The sequence below is a fragment of the Sulfuricurvum sp. genome (assembly GCF_041651515.1).
Classification (GTDB): Bacteria; Campylobacterota; Campylobacteria; order Campylobacterales; family Sulfurimonadaceae; genus Sulfuricurvum.
This window is the reverse complement of the sequence record NZ_JBAZJF010000004.1, coordinates 173314-191687: the sequence shown is the minus strand read 5'-3', so window position 1 is coordinate 191687 and position 18374 is coordinate 173314. Positions and strand designations below refer to the sequence as shown.

Here is an 18374-nt window from a genome sequence, read left to right as displayed (position 1 = left end):
ATAATTTTAGGAAGTTTACGACTATGAAAATAGATTGGAAATGGGCAATAAGTATACTGGTTGCAATAATAACTGCATTAATACCTTTTATTTATAGTAATAGTTTTTTTCAAAAAGATAAAGAATTGTCTTATGAAGTTTTACAAATCATAAATAAAAAAAGTTTCAATGGAATAGAAAATAAGAATATTTTTTTTGGAATAAAAGATGGCAAAGAGACTTATTTAGGCGACAATTTATCAGTTGTCACAATCCGATTTATCAATAGTGGAAAAACCGCAATTCAACGTTCTGAATTTGACACACCAATAACTATTAAAATCCCTGAAGCAAAAAGAATTTTTCAATCGCAAATTAGTTACATTAAACCAAAAGATTTACATATAGAATTTAAACAAATAGAAAATTCAATCCAACTTAATCCAATGTTACTGAACCCAGATGATGAATTTACAATTAGCATTATTTTAGATGGTGTAATTGATAAAATTACTCCCACAGCAAGAATTGTAGGTGTTCATGAATTAACACAGATAGTCCATGAAGATAAAGAAAAAAATAAAATAAAATTCTTTTTAGGCATATTTCTGGTGATTTATTTAGCTAAGTTTTTAGCAATGGTTGTAAATCAAAGTGGTGGGTTTAGATCACAACTATGGTATGCACCTGCTTTTATTCTTATTGAATATACTTCTATTATGTTTACTACTCAGAATATGATTTTTAATATTAGTTTGAAATCTTCAATGATTATGCTCATTCTGATTATGAGTGTGTCTATGTTTATATTTCATTTTACAGACATTAAGAACGTTTCAACTGAACAATAAATTTAAGTTCGTTCAATAGAGCTTTTTTGTAACAAAAAACGTTCACTCTGAGCTTGTCGAAGGGGGTTCATGGTTCGACAAGCTCACCACGAACGGAAACCTACTTAACTCGCCTTATGAGACTGTTCCTCTTTTAACCGTTCTGCAATCCAAACCTTAATAATTGATTGGCGTGTCACCCCGATCTTTTTAGCTTCGATGTCGAGCGCATTGACGATCCATTCGGGAAAATCGACATTTACTTTTTTCGGTTGCGTCCCGATCCGTTTGGCAGTGGTGAGATCGAGATGCTCGCTTATATCTTCACCTGAATCAAATAATTCGTCTAATTCTTCAGCTTTCATAATAACTGAAATTCTACGACGCAATCAGCGGAAATCGTTCAGGGTGTTCGATAATATCAACGGTGAGGTCAATATCTAAATCCGGCCAATACAGATGACCGTTTGCATAGGTCTCGACATTGCCGATTTTTGCTACCGAAGCATCTTTAAACCACGGGAATGTTTCAAAAGACATAAACAGCTCTTTGCCCTCGGTTAGAATCCATACGCCATTAGGGGAAATGTTGGTGATTTCAGTTTCCAAAGTGTGCCTCCCAAGCATTTTTAAAAGTTTCAATATTCTCTTTCGTCATTATTTCAATCTCTTTTAGACGAACATTTGAGAGTTTATAACTCGTTGCAATTTCGATAGTCGGTTCAAGCCAAAGCTTCGCTTCGCCGTCAGGACAAATGACATGGATATGCATACGTACCTCTTCACGAGAAAAAAAGAAAAAACGGTAATCTTTAATTTTCAGAACAGTTGGCACGTTAAATGTCCTCTACTAATTGCTTATGAAATATAGTTTAGCAAAAAAGTCGTAAAAAGATTATCTACTTTTCTATTTAGCCAGAAAAGTAGCACAAGATCATACTGTGATCCAAAAACGCTATATTCTTCTCGTCACGACTGCCTTCGGAACGGCTCTTTGTATCGGATCACGGGAATTTTATAAAGTTTTTTAACTCCATCTTCGCTATAATCGCGCAATTTTATCCAATATGAGAGTATGACTATGATGGATGTCCGCGAAGCTTTTTTAGCCTTTTTCGAATCAAAACAACACGAACGTGCCGCGAGTTCTCCACTCGTTCCCGATGATGCAACCTTGCTTTTTACCAATGCGGGTATGGTTCCGTTCAAGTCGATCTTTACGGGAGATATTCCTATCCCTGCCAATCCTCGTGCTACGAGTGCCCAAACGTGTATCCGCGCAGGGGGCAAGCATAATGACCTCGAAAATGTCGGTCATACGGCGCGCCACCATACGTTTTTTGAGATGCTTGGAAACTTTAGTTTTGGCGATTACTTCAAAGAAGAAGCAATTGCGTATGCGTGGGAGTTTGTAACGGAAGTTATGAAATTGCCGATCGAAAAGCTATGGGTTACCGTTCATGAAAGCGATGACGAAGCCGAAGCAATTTGGAAAAAACACATTAGCGCGGATCGCATTATGCGTCTTGGGGACAAAGACAATTTTTGGCAGATGGGAGATACCGGACCGTGCGGACCGTGTTCGGAGATCTTTATCGATCAGGGTGCGGAACATTTCAACGGCCCTGAAGATTACATGGGGGGAGACGGAGATCGATTCCTTGAAATCTGGAATCTTGTTTTTATGCAATATGAGCGTAATACGAAGGGTGAGTTGAAGCCGTTGCCGAAACCATCTATAGATACGGGGATGGGGTTAGAGCGTGCTACGGCTGTCCTCGAAGGGGCATTGAGCAACTATGATTCATCTTTGTTTATGCCGATTATCCGTAAAGTCGAAGCTCTTATCGGTAAACCGTATACGTATGCGAGCGGTGCGTCGTACCGTGTTATCGCGGATCATATCCGTACCGCTACTTTCCTCCTCGCACAGGGGACAAACTTCTCAAATGAAGGGCGCGGATATGTTCTTCGCCGTATCCTTCGCCGTGCGGTTCGTCACGGCTACTTGCTTGGATTTACCAAACCGTTTATGTTTGAGGTTGCCGATACTGTTGCCGAATTGATGGGGAAACAATACCCGTATATCGTCGAAAAGTTGGCGGTTTTAAAAGAGCAAATCATGCTCGAAGAGGAACGTTTTTTCAAAACCATCGCATCGGGGATCGAGCTTTTCAATGAAGAGCTCAAAAACACCAAAGAGATATTCAGCGGCGAAGTAGCCTTTAAACTCTACGACACCTTCGGATTCCCTCTCGATTTGACCGAAGATATGCTGAAAGAGAAACACCTCTCCCTCGATGTGGAGACGTTTGAAACATTGATGTCTGAGCAGCGTAAGCGTGCAAAAGCGGCATGGAAAGGTTCAGGGGATGCCCATGTCGAGGGAGATTTCAAAACCCTTCTCGAAACATTCGGCGTGAACACCTTTATCGGGTATGCCTATACGAAAGCTCCGGTCAAAATCCAAGCCCTTTTGGGTGAGAATTTTGAGCGTGTCGATCAGCTTCATGCACAACAAAGCGGATGGGTATTGCTTGAAGAAACTCCATTTTACGCGGAGAGCGGCGGACAATGCGGTGATATCGGTGCATTGGGAGAGAAAGCGACCGTTACCGAGACTAAAAAATTTCACGGGTTAAACCTTTCACATGTCGAAACCCGCGAAACGATTAACGTCGGAGAGATGATCGACGCTATTGTCGATCCTTCCCGTAATGAAATCGCGAAACACCACTCGGCGACTCACTTGTTGCATGCGGCACTGTATGAGCAGTTGGGGGAACATATCTCCCAAGCGGGGTCATTGGTTGAACCTAATCGTCTCCGTTTTGACTTTTCCCATCCGAAAGCGATGAGCCATGAAGAGATTGCATTGGTCGAAGAGCGGGTGAACTATCATATCTTCCATGCATTAGAGGGCTTAACGCGTGAGATGAGCATTGATGAGGCTAAAAAAAGCGGTGCAAAAGCGCAGTTCGGCGAAAAATACGGCGATACCGTCCGTGTCGTCAATTTCGGCACTGCGTCGGTCGAGTTTTGCGGTGGTATCCATGTCGATAACACGGCAACCATCGGAACATTTGTGATTGTAAAAGAGAGCGGTGTCAGTGCCGGTGTTCGCCGTATCGAAGCGGTGTGCGGAAATGCGGCGTACAATTTGTTTAAATCGCAGCGCCATCTTCTCGAAGAGGTCGAAGCATCGGTTAAAAATCGCGATGTATTAGCGGGAATCGAGCGTCTTAAAGAGCAGGTTAAAACCCTCAAGCATGAGATGAGCACATTAGCTTCTTCTGCCAAAGAAGAACTTGCTGTGACAATGATGGGCAATACGGCTGTTGTTGTCTCTGAATTGGGAACCGGTGATATCAAAGAGCGTATCGATGAATTGAAAAACGCTCATGAATCGGTTGCGGTTATTTTATTCCAAATCAAAGAGGACAAAGTCCTTCTTGCAGCCGGTGCTAAAAACACGAAGGTCAAAGCGGGTGACTGGATCAAAGTGATCGCACCGATTCTCGGCGGCGGCGGCGGCGGACGTCCTGATTTCGCCCAAGCGGGTGGAAAAGATATTACGAAAATCGCTGAAGCTAAAGAAGCGGCAATGGCGTATGTAACCAAGGAATTGGCGTAATGAAAGAGTTTTTGATCGAGACGTTCGCCCATCATCGGACGTTGATTGTTTTTTTGCACATTATCAGTGCTGTCATCTGGGTTGGGGGGATGGTCGCCATTCGTTTTGCGGTCCACCAATCGTTAGCACAGATTGCGGATCCGAAACAGAGGCTGGAGCGTGCTGCGCATACATTGAAACGTTTTTTTACGATCGTATGGCCGTTTGTTCTCGTGCTGATTACGACGGCAGTCTTAATGTCGGTCGGGCTCGGGTTCCGCGCGGCTGCCATGGATGCGTCCGGTAACGTGATCAATGATTACGCAATGAGTCTGTATAAAACCATCCATATCAAAGAGGCGATCTGGTTGCTCATGTCGTTGAACCTTGCCGCGATGATGTTTCGACGCCGCAAAGCAGAAATTGCATTACGCGAAGGGAATCTTGCCGTTGCCAAAGAGATGCTCGGATTGATCTCTAAATATATGGTTCCGGTGAATATCGTGCTTGGTGTTATCGCTATTTTTATTGGTGTCGTTCTCCGTAACGCCTATTAATGCTACGACTTGCATCTGCTTCTATTACCCGCGCTGAACTTCTCAGTGCGGCAGGTATCTCGTTTATTCAAGAGTCGCTTGATTTTGATGAAGACTCTATCATTGCCACCTCCCCTAAAAATTTTGTCTATCAAGCAACCATGGGAAAATACAAAGTTAATTTAGCCCGTTTCGGCTGTGATGATTTTCCCCTTTTGGTTGCCGATACGGTGGTAACCGCGCAGGGGAAAATTTTGCGTAAAGCAAAAAATGAAGCGGATGCGAGAGCAATTTTAGAGATGCAAAGCGGTTCAGACGTAGCTATCCTCACGTGTATGGTATATAAAACTCCCCGCTTGGAACTGATCGACATCTCCTCGACCCATTATTATTTTGATCGATTCGATCCCGAGGATGTGGAACGTTATATACAAAGCGGTGAGTGGAAAGGAAAAGCGGGAGCCTGTATGGTTGAGGGATTCTGCAAGCCGTATATCCGAGAAACCAGAGGATACGAGAGTACGGCAATGGGGCTAAGCGTCGAAGTACTTAAACCTTTTATCTAGGAAGATGCTATGAAATGTACATCACTCTTATTCGCCGGGTTAGTATTTGCCGGATGTGCGACAACACCGCTGACGAACCGATCACAATTTATCATGGTATCCCCGCAAGAAGAGATGAGTATGGGAGCCACTGAAGCACAAAAAGTGGTTCAAACATCGAAAATAAGTACAGATAAAGTTCTTCAAGAACGGATCAACCGGATCGGTAACAAGATTGCTGCCATCAGTGGTCGGGATGATTATGCGTGGGAATTTACGGTTATAGACGATCCCACCCTGAACGCATTTTGTTTGCCGGGGGGCAAAGTCTTTTTTTATACCGGAATTTTAAAAGTAACGGAAAATGACGATCAGATTGCAACGGTGATGGGGCATGAGATCGCACACGCTCTTGCTCGGCATGGAGCAGAGCGGATGTCTATGCAGATGGCGAGTGATCTTGGAGCGCAGGTATTGGCAAGTGCATTGAACCTCCCTGCCGAATATAAAAATCTCTATGCTCAAGCATACGGAGTTACCTCTCAGATAGGGCTTATTCTCCCCTACAGCCGAAAGTTTGAAAATGAAGCAGATCAAATTGGTATTTACTTAATGTGGAAAGCGGGTTACAATCCGATGCAAGCGCTCAAATTTTGGGAAAATATGGCGAAATTTTCGAAAAATTCCCAAAAAAGCCCTGCATTTCTTTCAACCCATCCGGCAGATGATGAACGGATCAAAGCCATACGTGATTATATTGCTCTGTTACCTGCTCAACACTAGTTTAAGAGTCTTTGAGATAGACTAATTAGCAAAATTTAGTAGAAATAGGGAAAAAGTATGAAGAAAGTAAATTTTTTTATAGTTAGCATAGGATTGCTTTCTATTGTAGGATTTGGTATAAATGGGTGTGCAAAAAATCCAAGCCTTCCAAAAATTCAAGTTCCTACAGTTTATCATGATTTTAATAGACAGACAGGATTAAGTATAGTCAGATTTCCTACACTTAATACAATAGCGACTGTAGAAGTTGGAGATAATATATATAGTAAGACAAATCAATACTCATATGATACAAATGATGTTACACTCATCAATACGTCGGATGATAAAATCAATAAATTAGTTTCATATGGGCAGGGATGTCAAAAACAGAACTTATTGCATAAATGGACAAATCAAAATTGGAATACCGTATGTTATATTAATAATAATGCCTTTCTTGTAGATGAAAACAATACAGGATACTTTACAAAAGTTATTAGAGATATTGAAGATATTGAAAATATAAATGAGATGAAAGACATTACAGCAATTAATAAAATCAGTGAAATTGAAGATAATGTTGAAGATAGAGCAAAACGTAACAAAACAGATGAGATAGTAGAAGTTGATGGACCTATAAAATATACAATTTCTCCTACCCGTCCAACATTTACTGATGACTCATTTAAATATGAAGCTATTTATCAAGGAAAAATAGGAAATAAGATCAAAATTCAATTTAGAGAATTTGTTAAATCTTCAGGAGACACTGATGACTTTTTAATGATAAGACCAGCCTTTACCCAAGATATCGAGTATGAACTTGACAAAAATGGTGAAGCTATGGTCGGATTTAAAGGGCTGCGGATAAAAGTAATTAAAGCAACGAATACTGATATTACCTATAGTGTCACACAAGATTATAATTGATCTTGTGAGTAGGGTGCATACATGAGTAAACGATTTGATGAGTGGAATGAAACCAAAAAGCAAACCGATGTGAGTGATCGCAAAGTAGGTATTAAACCCAGGGAACTATTTTGGGTAAAGGTAGGGCAAAATATTGGTTCTGAAGAGTACGGCAAAGGTGAAAATTTTACACGCCCAGTAATCATTATTCGAAAACTTACCCATGATCTATTTTTGGGTGTCCCTACAACCACGAATGAAAAACATAATGATTATTTCCATACATTTGCTTATAACCATGAATCAAAAGGTGAAACTCAAACAACGGCAATGGTATTGCAGGTAAAAGTTTTTAGTACAAAAAGATTGATGAAGCGTATAGGGATGATTGATAAAGAGAATTTTAAAATGATTCAGGAGAAGATAAAAAGATTGGTTGACCCCACTTAGAAAGTGGGTGTGCCCGAAGGCGAATTGTAAAAGAATTATACATGGTTTTTATGAATGTGTCAAAGTTTTAAAATAAAAGAGAAAATGAGTTGAATTATAATCCCTACACCAATGAACTTAAAGCGCTAAAGCGCTCAGGGCGCTATCGAGAACGTCATCTTGCGGATGAAACTTTGATCGATCTGGCCTCGAATGATTATTTGGGGCTGGCCCATAGGGGTGATCTTCATGCAAAAGCATGTGCAACGCTCTCAACGTACCCGTATCACTCCCCTAAAGCCTCTATGCTCGTAGGTGGATATCACCCTGTTCACGCAGCATTTGAAGAGGCGTTATGCAAAGCAAACGGATTCGAAGCGGGAATCGTAATGGGGAGTGGTTTTAACGCCAATATTGGTCTTATAGAGTCATTGGTGCGTAAAGGGGATGTACTGCTGATGGATGAAGAGTACCATGCCAGCGGTATAGCGGGGAGCCGAATGGTGGACGGAGAGGTGGTTTTTTTCTCCCATAACGATTCCGATAAGCTTGAAGAAGCGCTTATCAGGGCAGGAGATCGTCGTATTATTGTAGCCGTAGAGGGAATTTACTCGATGAGCGGGGATATTCTAAAACGCGAAATCATTGAGTTATGTATCCGCTATAAAACGATTCTCATCCTTGATGAGGCACACAGCAGCGGTGTGATCGGGAAACACCTGATGGGGATACTCGATCATTATGAGATTATACCGACGCCGTTGATGGTCAAAATGGGGACGTTGGGGAAAGCATACGGAAGTTTTGGTGCGTATACTCTCTGCAGTGCTCATATTGCCGATTATCTCATTAATCGAGCTAAAAATGTTATCTATGCGACTGCCCCCTCTTTGTACGATACCGCCCTTGCTCACCATGCTCTCGATTATATTCAACTCCATACCGATGAACTGCGCTCTCAAATCATGAGACGTCGTTTCATTGTTCATGAAGTGCTTGGAATTGATCGAGAAGGGTTGATAATCCCTATTGAAATCGGGGATAATGTTCGTGTTATGGAGATACAGGCTCTTTTAAAAGAAGAGCTTGGGATACAGATCGGAGCAATTCGTCAACCTACCGTCGAAAAAGCAATCCTCCGCCTTATTGCACGGTTGGAAATATCCGAAGAGGTTTTATTACAGGTGTGTGAGCGTTTAACGCGGATTAGGGTAAAATAGCGCGATGAATCGTATCCATATTGATCGGCTAAAAATTACTCACAAGGGAAAGGTTCTGCTTGATATCGGATTTGATATCGACCGATCTTTAGCCTTGGTTGGGCAAAGCGGGAGCGGTAAATCACTTACGTTGAAAGCACTTTTAGGATTGCTGGATCCGTTGATGGAGCTGGAGTTAGAAAAGCGCTCTGATTTTGAGTGGATCCGGGGAAAAAGCATCTCTTTGGTTCCTCAAAATCCGTTTACAGCTCTTTCCCCTTTGACCAAGATCAAAGAGCAGATGTTTTGTGCTGATGGGCGGAGTGAGGAGCTGTTTGATCTTTTGGGATTAGAGAGGGCTCTTTTGGAGCGTTTCCCCCCTGAACTTTCTGGGGGTCAGCTTCAGCGCGTGGTTGTGGCGATGGCTTTGGGTTCCCATCCGCGATTGCTGTTGTTGGATGAACCGACCACCGCCCTCGATCCGGAGTCCAAAGAGACAATGATAGACTTATTGCGCTCTTTGCAGGCAATGATGGGATTTTCGATGCTATTCGTGACTCACGACATGGGTGTTGCTTCGGCCTTATGTGAAGATATATGTGTGATTTACGATGGAAAAGTCGTCGAAATAGGGAAAATGTCTCAGGTGATAGAGAGGCCGCGCGAGCGTTATACACGCTCTTTGATTGATGCAGATTTTGGGAATCGGGAGTTTAGAATTTAATGAAAAAATATATATTGATAGCGGTGGGAGTTGCAATCCTAATCCCCGTTGTTTTTTTAGGATATCTTATCTATTCGTTTGAGTATGAGACAAAAAAGCTGATTAATTACCAGCCCCGATTAACGACCGAGGTATACGATCGCAACGGGAACAAAATAGCCAATCTCTTTAGTGACGAACATCGTTATTATGTGTCGTTTGACAATATTCCTCCCCGATTGGTAGAAGCCCTTTTGGCCATTGAAGATACCACTTTCTTTGAGCATCACGGCGTAAATCCCGATGCGATTTTACGGGCTATTATTAAAGACGTTACTGCCGGAAAACTCAAAGAAGGGGCGAGTACTATTACGCAACAATTGGTCAAAAATACCCTGTTGACCCGAGAGAAAAATTTTACCCGTAAGTTTAAAGAGGTTCTTTATTCGATCCGAATCGAGCAGGAGCTTACCAAAGAACAAATTTTAGAACGTTATTTCAATGAAATTTATTTAGGGCACGGTTATTACGGGATTAAAACAGCGGCAGACGGTTATTTTCATAAACCTCTGAAAGAGCTAACCCTCAAAGAGATAGCGATGTTGGTCGGATTGCCGAAAGCTCCGAACTTTTACTCTCCCACTAAAAACTATGAGCTTTGTTTAGGGCGGGCAAACCGTATCGTAGCACGGATGAAAGATTTGGGATGGATCGATCAGGGTACGTATGATCGGGCAACGCAAGAACGCCCTAAAGTGTATAATGACACATTGAGTAAAAATTCGGGTCCTTATATTATCGATGAAGTCATGCGTCAACTTGGAGATGCATTTCCGGATATTCGCAGCGGCGGATACAAAGTCTATACCACTATCGATATGCGTCTTCAAGAAGCAGGGTATAAAGCTCTCCAATCAGGACGTGATGAGATACTAAAGCGGGCACAGGAAGCAGGCGATTTGGATGAAAATATTCAAACACAGCTTAATGGGGCTTTGGTAAGTCTTGACCCTGAAACGGGAGAAATTTTAGCGATGGTTGGAGGATACGATTACGCATCAAGCCCTTTTAACCGTGTTACTCAAGCCAAGCGACAACCCGGATCTGCTTTTAAACCGTTTGTTTACCAGGTAGCACTGGACAGCGGTATGTCTCCATCTTCAATGGTTCCCGATATTGCCCGCACCTATACCTATGCGGGTGACGATGGAGAAGAAAAAACATGGACCCCAAAAAACTTTAAAAACGAGTACAAAGGGATGGTTACCATCCGTGATGCTCTAACCCATTCGCGAAATTTGGCGACGATCAATATGGTGAGTGATATGGGATTCCAAAAAGTGGTTGAGGGGCTTAGACGTTACGGTATTACTGAAAATCTCCCTCCCGATCTTTCGATTGCTCTGGGGACGATCTCCATCTCTCCGATCGATTTGGCTAAATACTATACGATGTTTGCAGCAAAAGGGGTTTTGAGCGATCCTATTTTGATTCGTAACGTCATCACCCCTAAGGGAGAGACCTTGCGGTATGAGAACAAACATCGCCAAGTCAATACACCGCAACAAATTTACCTAATGACCTCTATTCTTCAAGATGTTGTTCGCCACGGTACAGGAACTGCTGCACGTGTTAATGGGATGGATATTGCAGGTAAAACGGGTACGACCAATAAAAATGTCGATGCATGGTTTGTCGGGTACTCTCCGAGTGTTGAAACGGTCGTATGGATGGGACATGATAACAATACCCCAATGCGCCGAAGTGAGACCGGAGGGCGTGCCGCAGCTCCGGTATTTAAATATTTTTACGATGATTTATTACGCATATATCCGAATACCAAACGCTATTTTGATCTTCCTGCCGGAGTATACCGAGAGCCGACCAATGACGGCAATACAACGGAAGAGTATACCGATACCTCGAAAGCGCCGGATGTAACGGAAACGCCAGCTCCGGCAACGAATGAGCGATTGGTATTTTAGTTATCTCTTTTTAGTCGCTTGTGAGAGATAAAACCAAACGCTTCCCCCCACGAGAAGAAGTGAGATGGGGGCGAGATAGGGTTTATCCGAAATGAGCTTATACCCTTCGATTAATGCCGCACCAAAGAAGAAGCTTCCCCCTCCGACAACAATCGCCCAAACAAATGCACCCAATGCATTGTAACCGCTGAATTTCCAAAAGTCGTATTTGGTCAATCCAATGGTAAGGGGCACTAAGGTTTTGAGTCCGTAGATGAATTTTTTAAGGATTATTATCCATGCTCCCCGTCGCTTGAAGAGCATATTCGAAAAAGCTATTTTACGGCGGTGCTTACGGACATATTCCAACATCTCGGCTTTGTGGTATCGGGACATATAAAAGAGGAGGGTATCACCGATAAAATTGGCAACAAAGGCGATACTGATAGAGAGACTTAAATCCATTTTCCCCATAAAACTGAGTACTCCGGCACCGATTAGTGCCAGCATCCCACCTCCGAGGGAGTAAATAAAGACGACAAGATATCCGTATGTCGCGAGGTTGTTTAGCATATCATCCATGGAGTTATAATTTCCTTATTTTGGCTATTTCATCGCGGAGGCGGGCTGCCTCTTCGAATTCGAGTTTTTTTGCAGCCTCTTTCATTTTGAGGTTAAGTTCATCGATCAGTTTTTTCCGCTCTGCTGCAGGAAGTGTTTTGGCTTTTTTGGTTCGATTGTACAGTTCAGCCGGATCTTCGAGTTTGAGGTTTTCATCGAGTGAGCGTTTGGTACTGATAGGTGTGATTCCGTGCTCGGTATTGAATTTTTCCTGCATCTCTCGACGTGCATTGGTTTTGGCAATAGCACGTTCCATGGATCCGGTTATTTTTTCGGCATAGAGGATAACCCGTCCTCGTTCATTACGTGCCGCCCGTCCGATCGTTTGGACAAGTGATGTTTCGGAACGTAAAAATCCCTCTTTGTCGGCATCCAAAATTGCTACAAGACTCACCTCGGGTAGGTCAAGCCCTTCTCGCAGCAGGTTGATTCCGATGAGGACGTCAAAATCGCCTACTCGTAAGCCCCGTATGATTTGGTTGCGCTCTATAGCATCGATCTCAGAGTGCATGTATTGCACTCTGATTCCCAAATCAGCAAGATATTTGGTGAGTGCTTCGGCCATTTTTTTGGTGAGTACCGTCACTAATACCCGATCCCCCAAAGCAACCGTTTTTTTGATCTCATCGTGGAGATCCTCGACTTGATTGCTACTGGACTTGATGGTGATTTGAGGGTCAAGCAGCCCTGTGGGTCTGATAATCTGATGGGCAATGGTAGTGCTGATATCGAGCTCTTGCGCCGATGGGGTAGCAGATACGAACATATAGTGCGGGGCTTTATTCATAAACTCATCGATCATTAACGGGCGGTTGTCCAACGCGCTCGGAAGACGGAAACCGTAGTCTACCAGCACCTCTTTGCGGCTGCGGTCTCCCGCAAACATTCCTCGAAATTGCGGTAAACTTACATGCGATTCATCGACGATAATGAGGTATTTGTCATGATGAAGATCAAAATAATCGAGCAGAGTGTACGGAGCTTCGCCGGGTAATTTATCGGTGAGATGGCGAGAATAGTTTTCGATCCCCTTACACATCCCCGTAGCCTGGAGCATTTCTAGGTCAAATTCACATCGCTGTCGTAATCGCTGCGCTTCAACGATTTTGCCTTGTTTATCAAGTTCGGACAAACGCTCTCCCAGCTCATCTTCGATCCGCTTGATAGCGCGGGAGAGTTTTTCTTGCCCTACGGCGAATTGACTGGTAGCATAAATGGTGATAGTTTCGACACTTTCGGTTACAGTATTGGCGAGAGGCTCAAAAAGGGTTAGTCGTTCTACCTCGTCACCGTAAAATTCGATACGTAACGCCTGATCTTGCCAATAAGGGGGATGAATATCGATCACGTCGCCGCTGACGCGAAAATGCCCTCCGTCGAAAAAAGAATCATTTCGAGCATACCCCATCTCGACGAGTCGAAGGAGGAGTTTTTTTTGGCTGATTTCATCTCCCAAACTAACGACTTGAACCATTTTTTCATACTCTTCCGGATCACCCAAACCGTAGTTTGCCGAGACCGAAGCGACTACGATGACATCATCATAGCTGAGGAGATTGGCGGTAGCCGAGAGACGAAGACGTTCCAGTTCATCGTTGATAGAGCTGTCTTTTTCGATAAAGAGGTCTTGGCGGGGGATATAGGCTTCGGGCTGATAATAATCGTAGTAGCTGATGAAGTACTCGACATGGTTTTCAGGGAAGAAACTTCTAAACTCGCTGTAAAGCTGTGCCGCCAATGTTTTATTATGGGTCATGATAATAGTCGGCAGCTGTACCGCTTCGATTACCTTCGCCATAGTGAATGTTTTACCGCTACCCGTGACACCTTCTAGGGCAACGTAGCGCTCGCCGTTTTTGATTCCTGACGCTAGTGCTTCAATCGCGACGGGCTGATCACCGGCAGCTTGATAGGGGGTATGGACTTTAAAAACTGGCAATGAGTGAACCCTGATGTAGTATCTGTTAATTATCTGAAATTATAGCGGAAAAGCTATTTTTCATGGTGGATAACTGTTGATTCACTGCAAGTATTGGAAAGGAAGTTTTTGAGAAAATTAAAATTTTAGGGTATAGTTCAAAAAGTAGTTTCTTCCTTCTCGTATTATTCCGCCAGCGATGTTATAGTAGTAGCTTGGTTGGTGAACTTCTCTATTAAGAATATTTTTAACGGTGAGCCGAATCTCACTTGAGGGTGAACAATGATAGGTGAGTGTTTCATCAAAAATATGAACCGCATCCGCTGTTGAATCATTCGTTACCCAGTACAACTTTGTAGCGGTTGTTTCTGAAAAATAGCGCCAAGTAGTACCGAATGAGAGCTTCTCTGTTGGACGATAAATATACATTGCTTTGAGCATTACTTTTGAAATATCCGGCATCGACTGATCTACCAATACAATCGGTCTATTTTCTGGCGGAATGGTATATTCTGAATAGACATAGGTTGCATTGAAATAGAGATTATGTTTTCGTTCTGTGTGATAAAAATACTCAAATTCTACCCCTTTGCTGTACCGTTGTTTGAAATTTTGATATCCTGGAATGGTATCAGTAAACTCTTCGAGATCAATGATGTTTTTTAATTGGGAGTAAAAGAGATTCAATGAAAATTTATGGTTCAAGGTTGGTGAATAAATCCATGTCGCTTCATAGGTATCCGTCTCTTCAGGTTGAATAGTGCTGTCTCCGGCACGGGTGTTAATATGACCGTTTTGATAGGCTTCAATCAGTGTCGGAACGCGAAAGGCTGAACCATATAGAAGTTTAAAAATCATCTTATCGGTAGCACGGTAAACCAATCCAGCTCTTTTGCTAACATGCATTCCGTAGTCCGAATAAGCATCCGCGCGCAATCCGAGGATTAGATCAATATCATCTGTGAGTGATATCAAATCTTGCGCATAGGCATAGCCGATGGTACGGTTCACTCCGTCTCTTAATAGCTTCGTTGTTGGATTAGCCCAGAATGCAGGTTCTTTTGTTGCGTTGTATCTAAAGTTATTGTAATTTGGGTTACTAAGGATTGCTGCTTCATTTTGCATGATCAGGTTTTCAAGACTGCTGTAAAAATCATTCTGCGTGATGTTTACTTGACGTATCCCCGCCCCTACTAAAATATCATTTGATTGTATTTTTGGGAGCGTTAAAATTGCTTCAGCTTCAAAGTTTTCTTCTCCCGTTTTTTCATGGGTATAAAAGCCTTCCTGTGGAGTAATACCAACGCTCAGTAATCTATTACCAAATGGAGCCGGAAGTTCTGCTATTGTACTTGCACTATAGATATTGGCATCGATATTTGATTCTCTATGAGAAAAATTAGCTTTTGTTTCCAATTTATAATCATGAAAAGAGGTCTTATACGAGAGCTGTGAGAAAAAATAGGAATTCGTATGTCCTTGATTTTTGCCCGGAATAGGATCAAGGTCTCCTTCAAAACTGTAAAAATTTCCATAGGTGCTTTTTTTGAAGCGGGTTAAAAATTCAAAACCGCCATTAATTGCCTTGAGTCCTACAGAGTAGTCTTGCATTGCTTCTTCTGTCCCCTGATCTTTGTCCTTTACCGGCAGTGATTTGTTGTTTTGTTTGTAATAACCGTCCGTAAACAGTTTCCAGTCTCCGATGGAAGTACTTAAATTACTCCCGGCTGTTCGATACTCGTAGCTTCCTGTTCCTAAAAAGAGTTGATTTTCTGTTTTGTTATTCCCCAGTCTCGTAATTACATTAACCGTGCCATAAAATGCCCCTGCACCGTATATGGTAGAGTTTGGGCCGCGTAAAACTTCTATTTTTTCGACCAGCTGCATAGGGAAGTCCATGTAAAAATTACTGCTTCCGGTTACTTCGTTATTGATGGCAACGCCATCGATCAATATTTTGATTTTATCGGAGAGATAGGCGTTGGGCATTTTTAACCCTCTGACGGTAGTTGTGGTATATCCCATCGGACTTGTTTGCATTTGAATACCGGGCAGCATGTCCAATGCCTCTCCAATATTTTGAATACCGGCATCTAAAAAGGTTTGTCCGTCTACGACCGTCACGACAGAGGGTAAATAGTCAATATTAAGCGATTTTTTTGTTGCGATTTCACTGACACTATTAATAAGCGATTCGAAATCATTGGATGTGGCAGGTTCACTGGCTTCAACTATCAGTTGAGTTGAAAGTATGATAAGTATAATATGCTTTTTCACCTAGTACCTTTTTCCTGATGACATCGAAAGAGATGTGATGATTTCTTTTTTATTAAGAACCATTAATTTAATGTATGTTATAGTGTATAAGGTCATAAAACGATTAAATGTATCTTTAATTTATTTTGTTTTATTATAAAAGAGAGATTTTGTTACGTATTTTTTTTCATAGCTTGCTGACCTTGACTCTTTCTTTCGGTTCTTCAACCCTCTATGCGTCTACGTATGATGATGATGTTTTAGATATTTACGCAAAAATTATCCCCCGTTTAATCCTTATGAGCAATGAAAAAGCGAAGTATAACGAGCGAGTCGAAATATGTGTTCTGCACGATAAAATGGATGAAAGAAGTGCTCTCTCCTTGATGGAAAAGATTTCTGCTGAATACCCTTCTGGAATAAAAAATTTAAAAATTAAAATGATGAATACAGGCTATGCCAATATGGATATATGTGAGAACAGCCAAATGCTGTTTTTATTCAATAGCAGTGACTCTAATATTGAAAAAGCCACAAAATTTTCCAACGAACATAAGGTCATGAGCATGTCATACGATGCAAAATATCTTGAAAACGGTGTTGCTCTCTCTCTTTTTTTAGGAAGAAAAGTTGTCCCTTATATCAATATGAACTCTTTTCGTAAAACAGGAATCGAACTTGATAATGTTTTATTGCGAATCTCAAAAATTTACACTGAAGACGGTAAATAATGCGAAGTATTAGTATAGAAATGAAAATGCTCATAGGCGTTGTATTGTTCACCCTTTTTATTGTGGGGTTAGAACGCTACCAATTATCTGAAAATATTGTCGAACAATTTATTGAATCAGAAAAATCAAAAAACAATTTATTGATTAATACTATTTCACCTATCATCGCATTGAATATCTCTTTAGGATTGGGTGATGCCAATCAAGATTATTTAGGTCAAATAGCAAAACAAAACAGCGATTTAGAATTTATTGAATTGATTGATAATAAGGGAAGTATTCTTTATCGGTATTTTAAGGGCAATACGAACGATAAAAGCAAAAAACATCCGTATAGCAAAAATATTATAGATCCGGTAACCGCTGAGTATTTCGGAAAAGTGACGCTTTATTTTGATAATCATGACTATCAAATGATATTGCAAAAAAATAAAGAAGCGACAATTAAAATTTTTGTGGTTACTTTTTTCTTACTTATGATTTTCATTTATGGGATCAAACGGGAATTTAAATATTTAAAAGAACTTAGCAGAAACGTTTTGAAATATGATCCAAAACAAAATAATTTTACTTTGACTCATTCTCATCGAACCGATGAAGTAGGGGTTATTCATAACGCTATTATTAGTATGGTTGAAAAAATACACTCCTATGCTAGCTTGCTAGATGAGGTAAATCAGTCATTAGAATCTAAGGTTCAAGAAAGAACGAAAGAACTCGAAGAAGTGAATATAAAATTAAATGAACTCTCTATTACCGACCCACTAACAAAACTCTCTAATAGACGCCATTTTGATCAATCTTTTAAAGATATTTGGAATTTGGCATATCGAAAACAATTGGAAGTTGTCTTGATAATGTGTGATATTGATTATTTTAAGCAGGTTAATGACACGTATGGGCATGTATGCGGAGATATGATCCTGAAAGAAGTAGGGACAATTTTAAAAAAATCATTGAAAAGAAGTACGGATTTTATAGCTAGATACGGTGGTGAAGAGTTTGTGATTGTTTTGTACGATACCAATAGAGATGATGCAAAAGAGTTGTGTCTGAGTATTAAACAAAATCTTAAAAGTACCAATGATTTAGAATTTCAGGGAACTAAAATAAAACCGGTCACAATGAGTTTTGGAATCAGCAGTAAGATCCCAAATGAAAATTATTATTATGAAGATCTTATAAAAACTGCTGATATGGCGCTATACAAGGCTAAAGAAGATGGACGGGATTGTATTGTAATACTCTAATAGCCGCTTAGTGCTTCAACGGTGGGGATCGATATTTTTAAAATCGGACATGGATAAACCCTAGGATAAATTGTGATAGAATTATAGGTAATAGAACTATCGAAAAAAATCCTATCTAAGGCTATT

18 protein-coding genes are annotated in these 18374 nt (G+C 41.3%); 12 read left to right on the top strand and 6 right to left on the bottom strand.

What is annotated here, in order from left to right; all coding sequences use genetic code 11:
* The first annotated feature begins 23 nt into the window (after positions 1 to 23).
* Entirely contained in the window at positions 24 to 830 is an 807-nt protein-coding gene (locus tag WC407_RS08885; protein WP_373022272.1) for a hypothetical protein, read from the top strand.
* A gap of 104 nt (positions 831 to 934) precedes the next feature.
* On the opposite strand, the gene brnA is transcribed toward WC407_RS08885, so the two are convergent.
* From brnA to WC407_RS08870, 3 genes are read right to left on the bottom strand one after another with little or no spacing between them, the layout of a single operon-like run.
* On the bottom strand, positions 935 to 1174 hold the full coding sequence (gene brnA / locus WC407_RS08880) for a type II toxin-antitoxin system BrnA family antitoxin (protein WP_373022271.1): 240 nt from the start codon (positions 1172 to 1174) through the stop codon (positions 935 to 937).
* A gap of 13 nt (positions 1175 to 1187) precedes the next feature.
* Complete coding sequence (locus WC407_RS08875) at positions 1188 to 1418, bottom strand: DUF2442 domain-containing protein (protein WP_304740368.1); 231 nt, start codon at positions 1416 to 1418, stop codon at positions 1188 to 1190.
* Positions 1408 to 1644, bottom strand: coding sequence for a DUF4160 domain-containing protein (locus tag WC407_RS08870; protein ID WP_373022269.1), 237 nt, complete (start codon positions 1642 to 1644; stop codon positions 1408 to 1410). The genes WC407_RS08875 and WC407_RS08870 overlap by 11 nt, the downstream gene beginning before the upstream one ends.
* Positions 1645 to 1893: 249 nt before the next feature.
* Here WC407_RS08870 and alaS point away from each other — a divergent pair, with 249 nt between their 5' ends.
* The 9 genes from alaS (at position 1894) to WC407_RS08825 (ending at position 11493) form a co-directional block, all read left to right on the top strand.
* Positions 1894 to 4443, top strand: a complete 2550-nt coding sequence (gene alaS / locus WC407_RS08865) for an alanine--tRNA ligase (RefSeq protein WP_373022534.1) — start codon at positions 1894 to 1896, stop codon at positions 4441 to 4443.
* A complete protein-coding gene (locus WC407_RS08860) occupies positions 4443 to 4979 on the top strand; it encodes a hypothetical protein (RefSeq protein WP_373022268.1) in 537 nt (178 codons plus the stop codon). The genes alaS and WC407_RS08860 overlap by 1 nt, the downstream gene beginning before the upstream one ends.
* Positions 4979 to 5524, top strand: coding sequence for a septum formation inhibitor Maf (gene maf, locus WC407_RS08855; RefSeq protein ID WP_373022267.1), 546 nt, complete (start codon positions 4979 to 4981; stop codon positions 5522 to 5524). The genes WC407_RS08860 and maf overlap by 1 nt, the downstream gene beginning before the upstream one ends.
* A gap of 9 nt (positions 5525 to 5533) precedes the next feature.
* The gene (locus WC407_RS08850; RefSeq protein WP_373022266.1) at positions 5534 to 6286 is read left to right on the top strand and encodes a M48 family metallopeptidase; all 753 of its coding nucleotides are present in this window, start codon (positions 5534 to 5536) and stop codon (positions 6284 to 6286) included.
* 57 nt (positions 6287 to 6343) lie between these two features.
* A complete protein-coding gene (locus tag WC407_RS08845; protein ID WP_373022265.1) occupies positions 6344 to 7198 on the top strand; it encodes a hypothetical protein in 855 nt (284 codons plus the stop codon).
* 21 nt (positions 7199 to 7219) lie between these two features.
* Positions 7220 to 7627 carry a type II toxin-antitoxin system PemK/MazF family toxin gene (locus WC407_RS08840; RefSeq protein WP_373022264.1) on the top strand — a complete coding sequence of 136 codons (408 nt, stop codon included), beginning with the start codon at positions 7220 to 7222 and terminating at the stop codon, positions 7625 to 7627.
* An 89-nt stretch (positions 7628 to 7716) separates the two neighbouring features.
* Positions 7717 to 8826, top strand: coding sequence for an aminotransferase class I/II-fold pyridoxal phosphate-dependent enzyme (locus WC407_RS08835; RefSeq protein WP_373022263.1), 1110 nt, complete (start codon positions 7717 to 7719; stop codon positions 8824 to 8826).
* A 4-nt stretch (positions 8827 to 8830) separates the two neighbouring features.
* Complete coding sequence (locus tag WC407_RS08830; protein WP_373022262.1) at positions 8831 to 9529, top strand: ATP-binding cassette domain-containing protein; 699 nt, start codon at positions 8831 to 8833, stop codon at positions 9527 to 9529.
* Positions 9529 to 11493, top strand: coding sequence for a transglycosylase domain-containing protein (locus WC407_RS08825; protein WP_373022261.1), 1965 nt, complete (start codon positions 9529 to 9531; stop codon positions 11491 to 11493). The genes WC407_RS08830 and WC407_RS08825 overlap by 1 nt, the downstream gene beginning before the upstream one ends.
* Here the strand turns inward: WC407_RS08825 and WC407_RS08820 are convergent, their stop codons facing one another.
* From WC407_RS08820 to WC407_RS08810, 3 genes are all read right to left on the bottom strand, one after another.
* Entirely contained in the window at positions 11494 to 12054 is a 561-nt protein-coding gene (locus WC407_RS08820) for a DedA family protein (protein WP_373022260.1), read from the bottom strand. It abuts the gene before it with no gap.
* Between the two features lie 4 nt (positions 12055 to 12058).
* Positions 12059 to 14032, bottom strand: coding sequence for an excinuclease ABC subunit UvrB (uvrB, locus tag WC407_RS08815; RefSeq protein WP_373022259.1), 1974 nt, complete (start codon positions 14030 to 14032; stop codon positions 12059 to 12061).
* A gap of 117 nt (positions 14033 to 14149) precedes the next feature.
* Positions 14150 to 16288 carry a TonB-dependent receptor plug domain-containing protein gene (locus WC407_RS08810; protein WP_373022258.1) on the bottom strand — a complete coding sequence of 713 codons (2139 nt, stop codon included), beginning with the start codon at positions 16286 to 16288 and terminating at the stop codon, positions 14150 to 14152.
* 149 nt (positions 16289 to 16437) lie between these two features.
* Here WC407_RS08810 and WC407_RS08805 point away from each other — a divergent pair, with 149 nt between their 5' ends.
* Positions 16438 to 16998, top strand: a complete 561-nt coding sequence (locus WC407_RS08805; protein ID WP_373022257.1) for a YfiR/HmsC family protein — start codon at positions 16438 to 16440, stop codon at positions 16996 to 16998.
* Positions 16999 to 17024: 26 nt separating this feature from the next.
* A complete protein-coding gene (locus WC407_RS08800) occupies positions 17025 to 18248 on the top strand; it encodes a diguanylate cyclase domain-containing protein (RefSeq protein WP_373022256.1) in 1224 nt (407 codons plus the stop codon).
* Positions 18249 to 18374: the final 126 nt, after the last annotated feature.

Excerpts from the sequence above, each read along its gene's own strand:
- WC407_RS08885 (WP_373022272.1), top strand. The coding sequence starts at position 24 with ATGAAAATAGATTGGAAATGGGCAATAAGTATACTGGTTGCAATAATA.
- brnA (WP_373022271.1), bottom strand. The coding sequence starts at position 1,174 with ATGAAAGCTGAAGAATTAGACGAATTATTTGATTCAGGTGAAGATATA.
- alaS (WP_373022534.1), top strand. The coding sequence starts at position 1,894 with ATGGATGTCCGCGAAGCTTTTTTAGCCTTTTTCGAATCAAAACAACAC.
- WC407_RS08860 (WP_373022268.1), top strand. The coding sequence starts at position 4,443 with ATGAAAGAGTTTTTGATCGAGACGTTCGCCCATCATCGGACGTTGATT.
- maf (WP_373022267.1), top strand. The coding sequence starts at position 4,979 with ATGCTACGACTTGCATCTGCTTCTATTACCCGCGCTGAACTTCTCAGT.
- WC407_RS08850 (WP_373022266.1), top strand. The coding sequence starts at position 5,534 with ATGAAATGTACATCACTCTTATTCGCCGGGTTAGTATTTGCCGGATGT.
- WC407_RS08845 (WP_373022265.1), top strand. The coding sequence starts at position 6,344 with ATGAAGAAAGTAAATTTTTTTATAGTTAGCATAGGATTGCTTTCTATT.
- WC407_RS08840 (WP_373022264.1), top strand. The coding sequence starts at position 7,220 with ATGAGTAAACGATTTGATGAGTGGAATGAAACCAAAAAGCAAACCGAT.
- WC407_RS08830 (WP_373022262.1), top strand. The coding sequence starts at position 8,831 with ATGAATCGTATCCATATTGATCGGCTAAAAATTACTCACAAGGGAAAG.
- WC407_RS08825 (WP_373022261.1), top strand. The coding sequence starts at position 9,529 with ATGAAAAAATATATATTGATAGCGGTGGGAGTTGCAATCCTAATCCCC.
- WC407_RS08820 (WP_373022260.1), bottom strand. The coding sequence starts at position 12,054 with ATGGATGATATGCTAAACAACCTCGCGACATACGGATATCTTGTCGTC.
- WC407_RS08800 (WP_373022256.1), top strand. The coding sequence starts at position 17,025 with ATGCTCATAGGCGTTGTATTGTTCACCCTTTTTATTGTGGGGTTAGAA.